At 67.0% G+C, this 15,878-nt stretch carries 14 protein-coding genes; 6 read left to right on the top strand and 8 right to left on the bottom strand.

The annotated features are described in order from the left end of the window. Window positions 1-15 precede the first annotated feature (15 nt). Entirely contained in the window at window positions 16-1,149 is a 1,134-nt protein-coding gene (locus tag LDH66_RS20775) for an asparagine synthase C-terminal domain-containing protein (RefSeq protein WP_226482992.1), read from the bottom strand. Next, complete coding sequence (locus tag LDH66_RS20780; protein WP_226482993.1) at window positions 1,146-1,829, bottom strand: PHP domain-containing protein; 684 nt, start codon at window positions 1,827-1,829, stop codon at window positions 1,146-1,148. The genes LDH66_RS20775 and LDH66_RS20780 overlap by 4 nt, the downstream gene beginning before the upstream one ends. A gap of 306 nt (window positions 1,830-2,135) precedes the next feature. Between LDH66_RS20780 and purL the strand changes: the two genes are divergently transcribed. Both purL and LDH66_RS20790 read left to right on the top strand, forming a co-directional pair. Further along, window positions 2,136-4,289 carry a phosphoribosylformylglycinamidine synthase subunit PurL gene (gene purL, locus LDH66_RS20785; protein ID WP_226482994.1) on the top strand — a complete coding sequence of 718 codons (2,154 nt, stop codon included), beginning with the start codon at window positions 2,136-2,138 and terminating at the stop codon, window positions 4,287-4,289. 168 nt (window positions 4,290-4,457) lie between these two features. Then, window positions 4,458-5,045 (top strand): response regulator, encoded by a 588-nt coding sequence (locus tag LDH66_RS20790; protein WP_226482995.1) that lies wholly within the window; start codon window positions 4,458-4,460, stop codon window positions 5,043-5,045. A gap of 4 nt (window positions 5,046-5,049) precedes the next feature. Here LDH66_RS20790 and LDH66_RS20795 read toward each other — a convergent pair whose 3' ends face one another. Beyond that, window positions 5,050-6,906, bottom strand: a complete 1,857-nt coding sequence (locus tag LDH66_RS20795; RefSeq protein WP_226483037.1) for a PAS domain-containing sensor histidine kinase — start codon at window positions 6,904-6,906, stop codon at window positions 5,050-5,052. Between the two features lie 236 nt (window positions 6,907-7,142). Beyond that, window positions 7,143-8,372, bottom strand: coding sequence for a GNAT family N-acetyltransferase (locus LDH66_RS20800; protein ID WP_226482996.1), 1,230 nt, complete (start codon window positions 8,370-8,372; stop codon window positions 7,143-7,145). A 156-nt stretch (window positions 8,373-8,528) separates the two neighbouring features. Here LDH66_RS20800 and LDH66_RS20805 point away from each other — a divergent pair, with 156 nt between their 5' ends. Further along, the gene (locus LDH66_RS20805) at window positions 8,529-9,188 is read left to right on the top strand and encodes a helix-turn-helix domain-containing protein (RefSeq protein WP_226482997.1); all 660 of its coding nucleotides are present in this window, start codon (window positions 8,529-8,531) and stop codon (window positions 9,186-9,188) included. Window positions 9,189-9,325: 137 nt separating this feature from the next. Then, on the top strand, window positions 9,326-10,507 hold the full coding sequence (locus LDH66_RS20810; RefSeq protein ID WP_226482998.1) for a sensor histidine kinase: 1,182 nt from the start codon (window positions 9,326-9,328) through the stop codon (window positions 10,505-10,507). Window positions 10,508-10,550: 43 nt separating this feature from the next. Here LDH66_RS20810 and LDH66_RS20815 read toward each other — a convergent pair whose 3' ends face one another. From LDH66_RS20815 to LDH66_RS20825, 3 genes are all read right to left on the bottom strand, one after another. Continuing rightward, on the bottom strand, window positions 10,551-11,708 hold the full coding sequence (locus LDH66_RS20815) for a pyridoxal phosphate-dependent aminotransferase (RefSeq protein ID WP_226482999.1): 1,158 nt from the start codon (window positions 11,706-11,708) through the stop codon (window positions 10,551-10,553). Window positions 11,709-11,710: 2 nt separating this feature from the next. Further along, window positions 11,711-12,196, bottom strand: coding sequence for an Lrp/AsnC family transcriptional regulator (locus tag LDH66_RS20820; RefSeq protein ID WP_006430033.1), 486 nt, complete (start codon window positions 12,194-12,196; stop codon window positions 11,711-11,713). Between the two features lie 215 nt (window positions 12,197-12,411). Then, the gene (locus tag LDH66_RS20825; RefSeq protein ID WP_226483000.1) at window positions 12,412-13,080 is read right to left on the bottom strand and encodes a hypothetical protein; all 669 of its coding nucleotides are present in this window, start codon (window positions 13,078-13,080) and stop codon (window positions 12,412-12,414) included. 124 nt (window positions 13,081-13,204) lie between these two features. Between LDH66_RS20825 and LDH66_RS20830 the strand changes: the two genes are divergently transcribed. Then, the gene (locus LDH66_RS20830) at window positions 13,205-13,768 is read left to right on the top strand and encodes a thioredoxin family protein (protein WP_226483001.1); all 564 of its coding nucleotides are present in this window, start codon (window positions 13,205-13,207) and stop codon (window positions 13,766-13,768) included. A gap of 93 nt (window positions 13,769-13,861) precedes the next feature. Further along, window positions 13,862-14,650, top strand: a complete 789-nt coding sequence (locus tag LDH66_RS20835) for an HpcH/HpaI aldolase family protein (RefSeq protein WP_226483002.1) — start codon at window positions 13,862-13,864, stop codon at window positions 14,648-14,650. 55 nt (window positions 14,651-14,705) lie between these two features. Here LDH66_RS20835 and LDH66_RS20840 read toward each other — a convergent pair whose 3' ends face one another. Next, a complete protein-coding gene (locus tag LDH66_RS20840; RefSeq protein WP_226483003.1) occupies window positions 14,706-15,824 on the bottom strand; it encodes an NADH:flavin oxidoreductase/NADH oxidase in 1,119 nt (372 codons plus the stop codon). Between the last annotated feature and the right edge of the window lie 54 nt (window positions 15,825-15,878).

Raw genomic sequence — 15,878 nt, forward strand, 5'->3', positions numbered from 1 at the left:
AGCGCTCAGGGCAGTTCAGTCGCGTCGGGTCTCGTCGTCCCCGAGCAGCGCGGCGACGTACTTGGTGACGTGATCGTCGATCCGGCGCTTGTAGCCGGCCTGCCGAGCGAGTCGATCGAGTTCGCGGGCTACGAGGCTGCCGTACTGGACCGCTTTCTTGTCTCGGCCCGCGACTTCGTCGGGGAGATACTGGGCCGCGACCCGACGGAAGCCGCGCTTTCGTTCGTCCTCGTCGGCCAGTAGTTCGTCCGGGAGGCGGAGCGCGGCCTCGACCACGGTGTCGTGGAGGAAGGGTGCGACCGGCTCGAGGCCCGTCGCCTCGATCGTCAGCACGTCCCGCGGGAGCTGCTCGGGCAGGCTCCGTATCTGTTCGCGGACGGCGCCCCGAACCGTCTCGGCCTCGACGCGGTGGTCGAGCCGGACGACTTTCTCGTAGCCGCCGAACAGTTCGTCGGCGCCCTGGCCGACGGCGAGCGCGTCGAACCCGTCGGCGGCGACGCGCTCGCCGACCAGATACAGCGGCAGCGCGATCTGGACGTCCATCGCGTTCGTCCGACCGGTCGCTCGCGCCACCTCGGGCACGGCGCGCTCCAAGTCGGCCGGCTCGAGATCGACGACCGTCAGCTCGCGGCCCATCGCGTCGGCGGCCGTCCGCGCGGCCTCGACGTCGTGGCTGTCGGGAAAGCCGACGACGTACAGCGGCGCGTCGAGCAACTCGGCGACCAGCGCCGAGTCGACGCCGCCGGAGAAGGCGACGGCGATATCGCGGTCGTCCCGTCGAACCGCGTCGGTCGCCGTCTCGATCGCGCGCTCGAGGTCCTCGAGGGCGGCGTCGGGCTCGGCGGGCTCGGGATCGGGCAGCGACCACTGAGATTCCGGCTCGGGGAGCGGGCCGTCGACGGCCGCGGCCGCGCCGGCCGGAAAGAGCGTCGGCTCCTCGAGTTCGGTCGGCTCGAACGCCCACGCTCGGTTTGCGGGCGCAACGTCCGGGGCCTCGTCGACGAACAGGGGGACCCGCCCGAGCACGTCGCGAACGAGTCGGTCGTCGACCGCTCCCGCGAAGCCGGTCGTTCCCGGGAGCGGGTCGCGGTTCTCGAGGGCGGTGCGAACGATCGACGGCTCGGTACCGCGAAGTGAGTGGTCTGTCATCGGAGGAGTTTCAAAACGCGGCTCACTCGTCGCGTGACGCCGCCGGCGAACTGCTGGACGCTGATCCGCCAGGGGGTTCGCTTTCCCTCGACGGTCGTCCGTCCCGCCGCGATCGCGTCCAGAATCGCGTCGACGGAGCGTTCGTCGGCGTCGACGCGGGTGACCGCTTGTCCGACCATCTCACTGATGTGTGCGTCGCTCCCGGCAGTCATCGGCAGGTTCCGCGATCGGGCGTAGCGTTCGGCCTGTCGGTTGGCGCGCCCGGTGAACAGCCGGGAGTTGTAGACCTCGATCGCGTCGCCGAAGGCGAGTTGCTCGCGGGAGATCCGGGCCATCACGCCGTGGCGGGACTCCTGAAACGGATGGGGGATCACGGCCAGGCCGCCCTGCTCGTGGATCGCCTCGAGCGTCGACTCGAAGGAGAGGCCCGGCGGAACGGCCTCCTCGAGCCCCAGGCCGAGTACGTGGCCCGCCTTGCTCGAGATCTCCATCCCCGGAATGCCGACCAGTCCGTAGTCGGGGGCGCGCTCGGCGGCCTCGAGGCTCGCGTCGATCTCGTCGTGGTCCGTCACCGCGATCGCGTCGAGACCGACGGCCTCGGCCTGCTCTAAGATGAGCTCGACCGGGTCGCGGCCGTCGTAGGACAGCGACGAGTGCGTGTGAAGTTCGACCGACAGCACGAACGCACGTTTAGGCGGCCTGATGAAAAACGACTCGGTCCGATCCCGATCGCGAGCGTCGCGCTCGCGGCGTCGAGAACGGATCTCACGTGTCAGACGGAATCGATCGATGCGCCGGTAATCGACTGGGGTCGCCCGGCCGCGGGGTCTGTGCAATAGCGAGATCCGCTCGAGCCCATGGCCGGCGGTGCGGTGACGCGAGCGCCGAGCGGGGTGCGGTCCCGGCGTCCGCACGATGCCGGCGGACTAATACACGAACGTGCATATAGAAACCCATTTACCGGCCGACTTTCACCACCTAGGTGAATGAGTCTTGCCGATTCGGACCGCGAACTCGTCGTCTCCGAGTTAGATCGAGAGCCGACTCGAGCGGAGGCGGCGCTGTTCGAGAACCTCTGGAGCGAGCACTGCGCGTACCGCTCCTCGCGACCGCTGCTGTCGGCGTTCGACAGCGAGGGCCAGCAGGTCGTCGTCGGGCCGGGCGACGACGCGGCGGTTGTCGCGCTTCCCGGGAGCGAGGAGGGAGACGGCGACAGCACATACATCACGATGGGGATCGAGAGCCACAACCATCCCTCCTACGTGGACCCGGTCGACGGCGCGGCGACGGGCGTCGGCGGCATCGTCCGAGACACGCTCTCGATGGGTGCCTACCCCATCGCACTCGCGGACTCGCTGTACTTCGGCGAGTTCGACGACGACCACTCGCAGTACCTCTTCGAGGGCGTCGTCGAGGGAATCAGTCACTACGGGAACTGTATCGGTGTTCCGACGGTCGCCGGCAGCGTCGACTTCCACCCCGATTACGAGGGGAATCCGCTGGTCAACGTCGCCTGCGTCGGGCTGACGAACGAGGACCGACTCGTCACCGCCGAGGCCCAAGAGCCCGGTAACAAGCTCGTCCTCGTCGGGAACGGAACGGGTCGCGACGGGCTCGGCGGCGCGAGTTTCGCCAGCGAGGACTTAGCGGAGGACGCCGAAACCGAAGACCGGCCCGCGGTTCAGGTCGGCGACCCCTACGCGGAGAAACTGCTCATCGAGGCCAACGAAGCGCTCGTCGACGAGAACCTGATCGAGTCCGCCCGCGACCTCGGTGCCGCCGGCCTCGGCGGTGCCTCGAGCGAGATGGTCGCCAAAGCCGATCTCGGCGCACACATCGAACTCGAGCGAGTCCACCAGCGCGAGCCGAACATGAACGCACTGGAGATCCTGCTCGCCGAGTCCCAGGAGCGGATGTGTTACGAGGTCGAACCGGACAACGTCGACCGCGTGCGCGAGATCGTCGAGCGGTTCGAGCTGGGCTGTTCGGTCATCGGCGAGGTGACCGACGGCAACTACACGTGTACCTTCGAGGGCGAGACGGTCGTCGACGTCGACGCCTACTTCCTCGGCGAGGGCGCACCGATGAACGACCTCGAGAGCGAGGAGCCGGCGGTCCCCGAGACGGATCTGCCCGATGCGACCCTTGAAGATGCCTTCAATGCCGTCGTCTCGAGTCCGAACACCGCCTCGAAGCGGTGGGTCTACCGCCAGTACGACCACGAGGTCGGCGTACGGACGAGCGTCGGGCCGGGCGACGACGCCGCGATTATCGCGGTCCGAGAGGCCGAACAGGGGCTCGCAATTTCCTCCGGTGCCGCGCCGAACTGGACTGCCACCGCACCACGCGAGGGGGCCCGCGCGGTCGCCCTCGAGAACGCGACGAACATCGCGGCCAAGGGCGCGACGCCGCTGGCCGCGGTCGACTGTCTCAACGGCGGTAATCCCGAAAAGCCTGACGTCTACGGCGGCTTCGAGGGGATCGTCGACGGGCTCGCCGAGATGTGCGAGACGCTGTCGACGCCGGTCGTCGGCGGGAACGTCTCGCTGTACAACGACTCCGTCGCGGGGCCGATCCCACCGACGCCGACGCTGGCGATGGTCGGCTCCAAGGACAGCTACGACGCACCGCCGCTGTCGGTCGGGTCCGACGGCGACCTGCTTCTCGTCGGCGACCTCGGGCTCGCAGCCGACGACGCCCGACTCGGCGGTTCGGAGTACCTCGCTCAGTTCGACGGCAACGACCGATTCCCCGCCCTCCCCGACGACCCCGCGAGCCTGATCGAGACGCTTGCCTCGGTCGCGGACGACGACGCGACGCTGGCCGTCCACGACGTCAGCCACGGCGGCCTGGCCGTCGCGCTCGCCGAAATGGTCACCGAGGACGCCGGCCTCGAGGTGTCGATTCCGAGCGACGATGCCGCGGGCGCACTGTTCCACGAACAGCCGGGTCGCGCGCTGATCCAGACCGACTCGCCCGAGGCGGTCCGCGAGGCCTTCGACGGCGTCGCGCCGGTCGTCGAACTCGGAACGGCGACCGACGACGGGACGCTCACGGTCCACGTGGGCGACGAGACGATCGAGACCGACGCGGCCGCGATCGGCGAGCGACGCGCGACGATCGACCGCGAACTCGAGTAACGGCTCGTTCGGCGGCGGTCGGTGAATCAGTCGAACACGGGGCTCATATCCTCCCGCGGGACGGCGATACCGTCCTCCCGCTCGGAGTTTTCTCGAGCGATTGTCCGGTATATTGATATGCTGCCGGGACGATTCATCCAACGAACCGATACTTCCGGAGAAACGCCGATGACAACTGACACCCCGTCCGTCCTGATCGTCGAAGACGAACCCGACCTCGCGGATCTCTACGCCGCCTGGCTCGAGGGCGACTGCGACGTCGAGACGGCCTACGACGGCAACGAAGCGCTAGACGCCATCGACGCTGCGATTGACGTCGTCCTCCTCGATCGGCGGATGCCGGGTCTCTCCGGTGACACCGTCCTCGATACGATCCGAGAGCGGGACCTCGACTGCCGCGTTGCGATGGTGACGGCGGTCGAACCCGACTTCGATATCATCGGAATGGGGTTCGACGACTACCTCGTCAAACCCGTCTCGAAGGACGAACTGATCGATATCATCGAGCAACTGCTGCTCCGGGCGACCTACGACGAGCAGCTCCAGGAGTTCTTCGCGCTCGCCTCGAAGAAGGCGCTGTTAGACGACCAGAAAACCGACGCCCAACGGAAGTCGAGCCAGGAGTACGCCGAGCTCAGGGATCGGCTGGCGGTCCTCCGCGTCGAGGTCAACGACACGATGCAGGAACTCCTCGAAGAGGACGGCTACCGCCAGCTCTGTCGCGATATCGCGAACGAGTCTGTTATTCAGGAGTGAGCGCTCACTCGAGGCGGCGCTCGAGGGTCGTTACGTCCCGGATTTCGATCCGCGTGCCGCCGTTGTTCCCGTCGGTGACAGTGCACTCCCAATCGTGAGCGTCGGCGATGGCCCGAACGAGCGCGAGGCCGATCCCGTCGATCGCGGTCTCGTCGTCGGCGGTCGGGTCGAGCACGCGGTCGCGTGCGTCCGGTGGGATTTCCGCGGCGTCGTCGAGGATGAAAAAGCCGCGACTACCTCCGTCGTCGAACCCGACTAGACCGACCCGGACCGTCACGTCGCCGTCGGCCCGCGCGACGGCACCGTCGAAGGCCGTCTCGAGGAGGTGGACGAACCGGTCGGGGTCGGCTCGGAGCGCGGCCGAGCCGTCGACGATGACGGCGTCCGCGTCGAGTCGCGACCCGTCGACGGCGTCCGCGACCGCCGACTCGAGGCGGAGCCGGCTGCGGGTCCCGACCCGCGAGGCGTTGCGAGCGAACTCTCGGACGTCGTCGACGAGCCCTTCGGCGCGCTCGAGCGTCGTTTCGACCGTGTCGCCGGCGAGCGGGAACTCCCACTCGCCGGCCCGCTCCTCTTCGAGCGCGTCGGCGACGGCCTCGAGCTGGCGTTGCAGGTCGCTCGAGAGGACGTCGGCGACGGCCTCGAGGCGCTCGGTCTGGCGCTCGAGTTCGGCCGTCCGATCCCGCAGGACGCGCTCTCGGTCGGCGCGATCGAGGGCGGCGCGCGTGTTCTCGACGAGCGTCGAGATGAGATCGACGTCGGTCTCGTCGAACCGGTGGGGATCGAGCGAGCCGGTCATGAGGACGCCATGGGTGCCGATCGGTGCGATGATCTCCGATCGGAGCGGCGTGTCCGGGTTGTAGAGGTCGTCGACGGTCCCGAGGTCATCGAACAGTTCGACCTCGCCGCCCTCGAAGACGTCCCAGACGAGGCCTTCGCCGGGGTTGAACCGCGGGAGGCCGCCGAACTCGTCGTGGGCCCCGGCGGTGCCGGCGACGGGGTCGAGGTAGCCCTGTTCCTCCTCGAGGAGCCAGACGCCGCTGATCGGGAGATCGAGCAGGTCGCCGCCGGCGTGGACGGCGATCGCACAGATCTCCTCGGGATCGTCGGACTCGAGGAGCCAGCGCGTGACCTCGTGGAGCGACGTGACGACGCGGTCGTACTCGTGTCGATCGGTAACGTCTCGGATGACGGCGGCGACGGTCGCCGTGTCGTCCTCGATCGGAACGAACCGGAACTCGGCCATTCGGTCGTCGCCGTTCGGACCGACGTAGGGGAGTTCGAGCTGGCGGCGGTCGGCGTTCCTGACGTCGATGTCGGTGATCGCTCGGCCGATATCGACGGCGTGGTGGTCGTCGATCCCGGCCAGTTCGGTGAGCGTCTCGACGTGTTCGCCGACGAGGGACGACCGGTCCGCGTCCAGCATCGACTCGGTCGCGCCGTTGATCGTGACGATTTCGCGGTCGCGATCGAGCGTGACGACGGCGTCGTGGACCGCCTCGACGACGGCGGCGTGTTGGGCCAGCGTCGTCTCCTGAGCTTTCCGTTCGGTAACGTCGCGCATGTACACCGAGAGCCCGGTTTCGGACGGGTACGCCCGCGCTTCGAACCAGGTCTCGAGTGGCATGTGATAGATCTCGAAGGAGACCGGCACCTGCTCGTCCATCGCGCGATGGAACCCGTCGGGGAACTGCGTCTCGACGGTCTGAGGGAACTCGTCCCACATGACCCGCCCGATCAGTTCCTCGCGGGAGCGCTCGAGTAACGTCTCGGCCCGCTCGTTGAGATAGGTGAACCGAAAGCCCGTATCGAGTGCGAAGAAGGCGTCGGTGACCCGGTCGACGATCGGAACGGAGCGCATCGTCACGACTCTCTCCCCCCCTCCACCGACCGATTCGGTCCCCCCTCGTGCTCGAGGCAATCGCCTCTCACGGCCGTTGTCATCATCGACAGACAATCAGGATATAGTTAGTGAACGGGCTATTTCAGTGTCGTGGCCGAGCGGTGGCATGCCCCTCAGTAGCATGCGTCGCCGCCCGGTCGCGGCTCCCGTCCGCCATCCCGAACCGAATGACTCCCCACGGGCCGCCGAGCCGTTCAGAACTGGTCTCCGAGAAAGACCGTCGTTTCGGGAAAGAGCGTCGAAATCGTCTCGAGCGACGCGCCTGTCGCCTCGAGTCGCCCCGTTCGCTCGAGAGTGGCCGCGGACTGGAACCCGACGACGAGCTGTGAGAGCGCGCCGATATCGAGGCGGATGTCGACCTCCGGCTGGGTGTCCGAGCGATCGCGCAGTCGGCGACAGTCCGCGCGACCGCCCGAGGCCGCGAGTCGGAACGTGCCGTCGTTCCACTCGGCGAGCGAGTCCTCGACGGCGATCGTCACGGTCGCGTCGCGGTCCGGATAGGAGAGCGCGGACAGCGTCTCGGCGACGTCGACGACGCGGACCATCGGCCCGTCCTCGACGGTCGTCTCGATCTCGTCCGGCTCTCGAGCGAGCGCGCGAATCGGCACGTCGTCGGACACGCGGAGGCGAACGCGCTGAACTTGTGACTCGTGGTCGTAACAGAACGACAGCAGCGCCAACACGGCGTCGTGATCGGCGGCGACGAGTTCGGAGACGACCATCGTCCGGTCGCCGTCGATCCCGTTCATCGTGTAGACGAGATATCCCCGCACCCGCCCGTCGCGCTCGTACGCGTAGATGAAGGGATTCTGCTCGTGGCCGGCGAAGACGCGGTAGCGCCACCACTCTTCGTCGCGCTCGAGGGCGAGCGAGTACCGCTCAGCGTACGTCTCGTAGGCCGGTTCGAGCGCCTCGTACTCGTCGGCCTCGAGTCGGCGGAACGAACCCGCGTCTCGGTCGACGGCGTCGGCCGCGACGGAGAGCACGCCCGGTTCGCACTCGTGAGTGACGATCCGGGTGCAGGTGTCCCAGCCGTACTGCCCGTAGAACCGATACCGGAACGGCCACAGGACCGAGAACCGCACGTCGCGATCGCGATATTCGGCGAGCGATCGGGCGAGCAACTGCCGGACGTAGCCGCGACGACGGTACTCGGGTGGGGTCGCAACGGACGCCAGCCCGACGGTTCGATGGACGTCGTCGCGCACGCGGGACTCGAGCCAGTAGTGCCGGCAGACGCTGCGTGGCTCCGCGTCGTCAGCCGCCCCCTCCTCGTACACTCCGCGCCGAGAGCCGAGGGCGTCCCGCGGGGTTTCGTGGTCCTCGGGATCGTACGCCGGAACCCCCTCCTCGGGCCGGAACGCATAGCTGCGATACTCGTGGAACACGTCCCGTTCGTCCGGAATGGGACGATAGTCGACCATACTACGGAGAGCGCGGGCGAGCGAGAAAACTGTTGGCGAAAGTGACGGGGTACTCCGACGGTCGATTCGCGGAAACGCGGCGACGGGCCGTCGGAACGCGACCCCGGGACGCCGATTAGGAGAGCACTTTACTGCCGGTGCGTCGTGTTCCGGACAATGGCTACCGAGGCGACGTTTACGATCCCGTCCGACGAGTTCCCTCTGGGGAGTATCTTCGAACGAGTGCCGGACGTGACGGTCGAACTCGAGCGGATTATCCCCGCTCGAGACGTCGTCGTGCCGTACTTCTGGGTTCGCGGGACGACGGTCGACGACATCGAGAGCGCGTTCGCCGACCATCCGGGCGTCACGGATATCAAGCTCGTCGATTCCGTCGCGGACGAGTACCTGCTTCGCGTCGAGTGGGCGCTGGACTACGAGGGCGTCCTGAGCACGTTGACGGAGACGAAGATCCCGCTCGTCAAAGCGGTCGGCACGAGCCAGCAGTGGACGTTCGACGTTCGGGGGGACGACCGAAGCGACATCGCGACCTTTCAGCGGCGCTGTCGAGAACAGGGGATCCCGATCACGCTGACGAGACTTCACGCGCTCACGCCGATCGAGACCGACGCCGAGACGATGCTGACCGATGCGCAGCGGGAGGCGCTAGTCCTCGCCTACGATCGGGGCTACTTCAACAGTCCGCGGGACGTGACGATGGCGGAACTCGGCGACGAACTCGGGATCACACAGCAAGCGGTCGCGTCTCGACTCCGTCGCGGGACCGATCAGCTCCTCGGGACTGCGCTCTCCGACCTCGACGCGCCGTCCCGATAGAGTACTTAAGCGTCTTGTATACTAAAAAGCGAAGTTGAACCGGACGGCCCGTCCCTATTCGATTAGTGGTTGGGAATCCCATCGGGTCCGACACGGCCCCTAGTGCAGACCGAACCGACACGAGCCGTTGGCACCGTGTGATCCCCGTCCTCGGCGGGGTACTTCTCATCAGTGCGATCGGGAAATCGGTCTCGGACCTGACCGGGAACGGCGCGGTTCTGGAAGCGGTACTCGACCTGCTCCTGATCAGCTTCCCGGGAATCGTGATGTTGTATGTCGGGCGCTGGTTGCCGAAATCATCGATCAAACCGTCGTTTTATCGCCGCATCGTGCTGTGGGTCGGCGGCGGCGTCGTCGTGATGGGGATCGTCCTCGGCCTCCGCATCGTCCATCCCGGTGTGGGAGTCCAGTTCACGTTCGGGACCCAGGCGGTCCTGTTGTCGATCGGCTCCGTCGCCGGGCTGGGGATCGGCGTCCACGAGGCGCAGGCGCTCACCAACGCCAGAACGCTCGCGGAACGGAACGACGCGCTGAAGCGAACCGAGGCGCGCCTCGAGGAGGCGGTCACCGAGTTGGAAGCGTCCAACGAGCGATTGGAACAGTTCGCCTACGCCGCCTCCCACGACTTACAGGAGCCCCTGCGGATGATCACGAGCTACCTGCAACTCATCGAGAGTCGGTACGGCGACGAACTCGACGCGGACGGCGAGGAGTTCATCGACTACGCCGTCGACGGTGCCGAGCGGATGCAGAACATGATCGACGGGCTACTCGAGTACTCCCGGGTCGAGACGGAGGGCGATCCGCTCGAGGCGGTCGACCTGGACGCCGTTCTCGACGACGTGTTGACTGATCTACAGTTCAAACTCGAGGAGACCGATACCGAGATCACGCGAGAGCCACTCCCCACCGTCGACGGAGACGACCGACAGCTCCAGCAGCTGTTTCAGAACCTGGTGAGCAATGCGATCGAGTACAGCGGCGACGAGCCGCCGCGGATACACGTCTCGGCGGTCCGGGAGGGAGGGACCTGGACGGTTTCGATCCGCGACGAGGGCGACGGGATCGATCCCGCCGACGCCGATCGCATCTTCGAGATCTTTCAGCGCTGTCACTCGGCGGACGAACAGCCCGGCTCTGGAATCGGACTGGCCCTGTGTAAACGGATCGTCGAGCGCCACGACGGAGAGATATGGGTCGATTCGGAGCCCGACGTCGGATCGACGTTCTCGTTCACGCTCCTCGCCTGTACGGAACCGGAAACCGAGTCCGAAACCGCCACGCGACTGGCGGACGCTCCCCCGTCGGCGTGTCGATAGCGAGACGGCAGGTGGTCGGCCGGCGTCGGTCCGGTAGCGCGATTCAGGCGTGTTCTTCGACGAACGCTTCGATCCGGTTGAGCGCCTGCCGGAGATCCTCGAGTCCGGTCGCGTAGGAGACCCGGAGGTGATCCTCGAACCCGTCGCCGAAGATATCGCCGGGGACGACGGCGACGCCCTGTTCGCGCAGGACCGACTCGGCGAACTCCTCGGCGGTGAAGCCCTCGGGCACCTCGGGGAAGCAGTAGAACGCGCCCTTGGCCTCGAAGACGTCCATCCCGATCTCGCGGAACCGCGAGAGGACGAACTGCCGGCGGCGGTCGTACTGCTCGACCATTTCCTGCACGTCGTTCGCACAGGAGTCCAAGGCCTCGATCGCGGCGTACTGGGCCGTGGTCGGGGCCGAGAGCATCGTGTACTGGTGGATCTTGTTCATCGCGCCGATGGCGTCCGCTGGGCCGAGAGCGTAGCCCAGCCGAAGCCCGGTCATCGCGTGGGCCTTCGAGAAGCCGTTGAAGACGATGGTCCGCTCACGCATCCCCTCGAAGCTCGCGATCGAGGTGTGCTCGCCGTCGTAGGTCAGTTCGGCGTAGATCTCGTCGGAGAGGACCGTCAGGTCGTTCTCGCGGGCGAATTCCGCGACCGGCTCGAGGTCCTCGGCGGGCATGATCGCGCCCGTCGGGTTGTTGGGATAACAGAGGACGAGCATGTCCGCGTCGGCCGCGCCGGCCGCCTCGAGGGCCTCGACGGTCAGTCGGAAGTCGTCTTCCTCTTTCGTCGGCACGGGGAGGACCTCCCCGCCGGCGAAGATGACGCCGGGTTCGTAGGAGATGTAGGCCGGCTGGGCGATCGCGACCGTATCGCCGGGATTGACGAACGCACGGAAGGCCAGATCGACCGCCTCGCTCGCGCCCGCCGTGACGATGATCTCCTCGTCGGGGCCGTAGCCCAGATCGAACCGGTCTGCGACGTAGTCGGCGATCGCCTCCCGAAGCTCGCGCTTGCCGCGGTTGGCCGTGTAGGAGGTCTTCCCCTGCTCTAAGGACGTGATCGCGGCGTCGCGGGCCGCCCACGGCGTCGCGAAGTCGGGTTCGCCGACGCCCAGCGAGATGACCTCGTCGCGTTCCTCGGCGATCTCGAAGAAGCGCCGAATCCCCGAGGGCGGCACCGTCTGCACGCGGTCTGACAGTTCGAACGTCATGGTCAGGGGGAGAACGAGAGGCGGTCGTCACCCTCGCCGTCGCCGAGTTCGATCCCGTTCTCCTTGTAGGAGGTCATCACGTAGTGGGTGACCGTCTGGGTGATCTCGGGGACGGGCGCGACCTTCTCGCTGATGAACTGCGAGACCTCGCGGATGGAGTCGCCCTCGACCTCCATGTCGAAGTCGTAGTCGCCGCTGATCAGTCGCAGGGCCTTGACCTGCGGGAACCGTGCGAGGCGCTCCGCGATGTCGTCGTAGCCCGTCTCGCGGTCGAGCGTGACGTTCAACTCGACCTCGGCGCGGACGCGCTCGTCCTCGAGCTTGTCCCAGTCGACGACCGCCTGGTAGCCCCGGACGACGCCCGCTGCCTCGAGCTCCTCGATGGTCGCTTCGACCTCGTCTTCCTCGAGGTCGGTCATTCGCGCGATATCCGCCGTGGAGTAGCGCGCGTTCTCACGAAGCAACTCGAGCACCTCGCGTTCGCTCATACCGCGTGAAAGCGCGAGCGCGAGTAAAGTTCTAACGTTGTTCGTCCGTGCATCATCGACGTCGCCATTCGCTCGAACCGGTCAGATAGCTCCGTCTCCGCACTGGTCATCCGGCAGCAATGGCGCACGCTGTCCGGGAGGGCGTGGCGATCCCCTGCTGCCACGATAGCAGCCAGTTTCCCAGGTAGTGGCGAACGAACGACCGTCTCCTCGAGTTACCGATAGTTCTTGAACAGCAGCGCCCGCACGTCGTCTTTCGTCTGGACCTGCTCGCTCGAGCCGTCGGGGAGTTCGACGGTGTACCGGAAGTCAGCCGAGTTCGATTCCTCCCACTTGTCGTCGTGGGTCTCGAGCAGGCTCATCATCTCGTCTAACATGTCGTCGTCGTCGGCCGATCCGTCGCCGTCGCTGCCGTCGTTGGCGTCCTCGCCGTCACCATCGGCGTCCGGGTCGTCCTCGCCGTCGTCCGATTCTCCCTCGGTATCGTCCGATTCGTCGGTCGGGTCCGCCGCGCTCGAGTCGTCGATATCCGACCCGCCCGGTCCGTCCGACTCGGCCTCGCTGTCGCCGTCCGCGTCATCTCCGTCGTCCTCGTCCGCGTCGACCGCCGCCTCGTCCTCGATATAGGAGACCGCTTCGAGTTCGTGCGGATCGGTCGCGCCGTCGATAGCGGCTCCGACGGACGCCGACACGTCGTCGGTGGCCGAGGACTCGAATTCTCCGTCCGCCTCGAGTTCGATCTCCTCGTCCAGGTTGTCGATCAGGAACTGGACGGCGTCTTGCTCCCGGACGAAGCCGTACTTGCCGACGACCGATTCGGAGATCTCCTCGCGGAGGTGCTGGATGAACGCGTACTGTTCGTCGGTGACCTCGAGCGTCTTCATACCCTGTCGATGCGGCCGGGGGTACTAATATGTAAGTCGTCACGGTCGTTCCCGCGCCGCCGCTCCGAGCGAACCGACCGCCGCGAACGTGACGATTAAGGACGAACGGGCCGAATCGTCCGGTATGGTTCTCAAAGAGTCCGAGTCGGAACTCGAGGCCGGCGATCTCGCACCCGAGTTCGAACTCGAGGGCGTCGACGGAGAGACGTACTCGCTCGAGTCGTTCGCCGACAGTGAGGCGCTGCTGGTCGTGTTCACGTGCAACCACTGTCCGTACGCGCAGGCGAAGTTTGACCTGCTGAACGAACTGGCCGACGAGTACGACGACGTCTCGGTCGTCGGGATCAACCCCAACGACGCCGACGAGTACCCCGACGATTCGTTCGAACGAATGCAGGAGTTCGTTGCGGATGGGCGAATTGACTACGACGCGTACCTCCGAGACGAGAGTCAGGATGTCGCTCGAGCCTACGGCGCGGTCTGTACGCCGGATCCGTTCCTGTTCGCCCGCGACGACGGTGAGTTCCGGCTGGCCTATCACGGCCGGCTCGACGACGCGCCCAATCCCGACGACGAACCGAGCCGCTATCAGATCCGCGAGGCCATCGACGCCGTCCTGGCCGACGAAGCGGTCGACCTCGAGTGGCAGCCGTCCCGCGGCTGTTCCATCAAGTGGAACGGCGAGTAAGACGCCCCCGAACTGCTGTTTTCGGCGAAGTCAATTCGGAGCCAGCGCGTCGTTCGGCCCCAGACTTTAGTCGCGGGCAGGTGTGGACGAGGTATGAGTCAGGAACCGCGCGCCAACGCGCTCCGCGAGACGCTCGAGTCCGGCGAGGTCGCACTCGGCGTCCTCGAGAACACCTACAGTCCAACGGTCGTCGAACTCTACGCGGCGCTCGGCGCCGATTTCGTCTGGATCGACCTCGAGCACGGCGGACCGAGTCCGCGGGACGCCGGGAAACTGGAGGAACTGCTCCGGGCGGCGGACGGGACCGACACGGAGCTGCTGGTCCGCGTTCCCGACACCGATCCGTCGCTGGTCCGGAAGGCCCTCGACGCCGGCGTTCGGAACGTCTTCCTCCCGCGGGTCGGGAGCGCCGAGGAACTCGAGGCGGCGGTGCGAGCCGGCCGGTTCGAGTACGACGGCGAACCCGGCCGGCGCGGCATGGCGAATCCGCGCGCCAGCCGCTGGGGCATGACCGACGAGTACGTGACTGGCGAGGACGAGTCGGTCGTCGTCGGCGTCACGATCGAGACGCAGTCAGCCCTCGACGACCTCGACGACATCCTCTCGGTGCCGGAACTCGGCTTCGTCTTCATCGGCCCGCTCGATCTCTCGGTCTCGCTGGGTCATCCGGGCGAATTCGACCACCCGGACGTCGAGGAGGCCGTCGAGACGATCCGATCCGCCGCTGTCGAGGCGGACGTTCCGGTCGGCGGGCTCGGATTCGGCATGGACGACGTCAACGAGAAAGCGGCGAACGGCTACCAACTGCTGAATATCGGGACGACGACCGGTGCGTTACGGTCCTCCGTCACCGGGTGGCTGGACGACTACGACGGCGCGTAACTCGAGCCCCCTGCCTGTACCAAACCGATTCGAAACTTCGGTCGGAAAGCTCGTGTTACCGCTGAACGGCGCGCCGGTACTGGACCGGCCACGCGTTCGCGACCTCGTCCGGATCGCGCTCGAGGTCGCCGGACGCGCGGAGTCCGAAGTACGGATCGCGTAGGAACTCCCGGCCGACGAGCACGAGGTCGGCACGGCCGTTACGGACCAGTGCGTCGGCCTGCTCGGGTTCGGTGACGCCGCCGACCGCGCCGACGGCGACGTCGGCCCCCTCACGGACCCGCTCCGCCAGCGGCACCTGGAAGTTCGGGCCGCCCGGCACCGCCTGTTCGGGGTGAAGTCCGCCCGAACTCACGTCGACCAGATCGACGCCGAGATCGGCGAGGTCGTCCGCCAGTCGCACTGACTGCTCGATGTCCCACGACTCGCGGTCGTCGAGCCAGTCCGTTCCGGAGATGCGGACGAAGACCGGCTTGTCGTCCGGCCAGACCTCGCGGACGGCCGCGACGACGTCGCGAGTCAGCCGCGTGCGGTTCTCGAAGCTGCCGCCGTAATCGTCCTCGCGAGTGTTCGTAACCGGCGAGAGGAACTCGTGGAGCAGGTAGCCGTGAGCCGCGTGGACCTCGGCGACCTCGAACCCGGCCTCGAGCGACCGCTCGGCCGCCGCGCGATAGGCGTCGATGACGCCCTCGATATCGTCCTGATCGGCCTTCCGCATCGCTGGGCGATCGCCGTCGAACGGCGGATAGGCCTCGGGCGACGGCGAGAGGACCTCCCAACCCGACGCCCCGCTGGGGCCGGTCCCGTCGGGCTGGATCGGAACGTGGCCCTCCCAGGGCCGCTCTTTGCTCGCTTTGTGGCCCGCGTGGGCGAGCTGGATCCCCGGCACCCCACCCTGGTCGCGGATGAACTCGGTGGTCGGTTCGAGCGCGGCCGCGTGTTCGTCGCTCCAGATCCCCAGGTCGTGGGGCGTGATCCGGCCCGCCGGTGAGACGGCGGTCGCTTCGGTCATCACGATGCCGGCACCGCCGACGGCCCGGCTTCCGAGGTGGACGCGGTGCCACTCGGTCGCGACCCCGTCCGGCTCACAGGAGTACTGACACATCGGCGAGACGGCGATTCGGTTCTTCGTCTCACTGTCGCGCAACGATAACGGAGAGAGCAGATCGGTCATCGCCGGGTATAGCCACGGCGGAGAGAAAACGGCCGTGGAGGGAGAGGCGCTTGC

The sequence above is a fragment of the Natrinema amylolyticum genome (assembly GCF_020515625.1).
Classification (GTDB): Archaea; Halobacteriota; Halobacteria; order Halobacteriales; family Natrialbaceae; genus Natrinema; species Natrinema amylolyticum.

What these genes read in the sequence shown, in the direction of transcription:
- LDH66_RS20830 (WP_226483001.1), top strand. Translation starts at nt 13,205, where the DNA reads ATGGTTCTCAAAGAGTCCGAGTCGGAACTCGAGGCCGGCGATCTCGCA.
- LDH66_RS20820 (WP_006430033.1), bottom strand. Translation starts at nt 12,196, where the DNA reads ATGAGCGAACGCGAGGTGCTCGAGTTGCTTCGTGAGAACGCGCGCTAC.
- LDH66_RS20835 (WP_226483002.1), top strand. Translation starts at nt 13,862, where the DNA reads ATGAGTCAGGAACCGCGCGCCAACGCGCTCCGCGAGACGCTCGAGTCC.
- LDH66_RS20815 (WP_226482999.1), bottom strand. Translation starts at nt 11,708, where the DNA reads ATGACGTTCGAACTGTCAGACCGCGTGCAGACGGTGCCGCCCTCGGGG.
- LDH66_RS20825 (WP_226483000.1), bottom strand. Translation starts at nt 13,080, where the DNA reads ATGAAGACGCTCGAGGTCACCGACGAACAGTACGCGTTCATCCAGCAC.
- LDH66_RS20775 (WP_226482992.1), bottom strand. Translation starts at nt 1,149, where the DNA reads ATGACAGACCACTCACTTCGCGGTACCGAGCCGTCGATCGTTCGCACC.
- LDH66_RS20800 (WP_226482996.1), bottom strand. Translation starts at nt 8,372, where the DNA reads ATGGTCGACTATCGTCCCATTCCGGACGAACGGGACGTGTTCCACGAG.
- LDH66_RS20840 (WP_226483003.1), bottom strand. Translation starts at nt 15,824, where the DNA reads ATGACCGATCTGCTCTCTCCGTTATCGTTGCGCGACAGTGAGACGAAG.
- purL (WP_226482994.1), top strand. Translation starts at nt 2,136, where the DNA reads ATGAGTCTTGCCGATTCGGACCGCGAACTCGTCGTCTCCGAGTTAGAT.
- LDH66_RS20805 (WP_226482997.1), top strand. Translation starts at nt 8,529, where the DNA reads ATGGCTACCGAGGCGACGTTTACGATCCCGTCCGACGAGTTCCCTCTG.
- LDH66_RS20790 (WP_226482995.1), top strand. Translation starts at nt 4,458, where the DNA reads ATGACAACTGACACCCCGTCCGTCCTGATCGTCGAAGACGAACCCGAC.
- LDH66_RS20795 (WP_226483037.1), bottom strand. Translation starts at nt 6,906, where the DNA reads ATGCGCTCCGTTCCGATCGTCGACCGGGTCACCGACGCCTTCTTCGCA.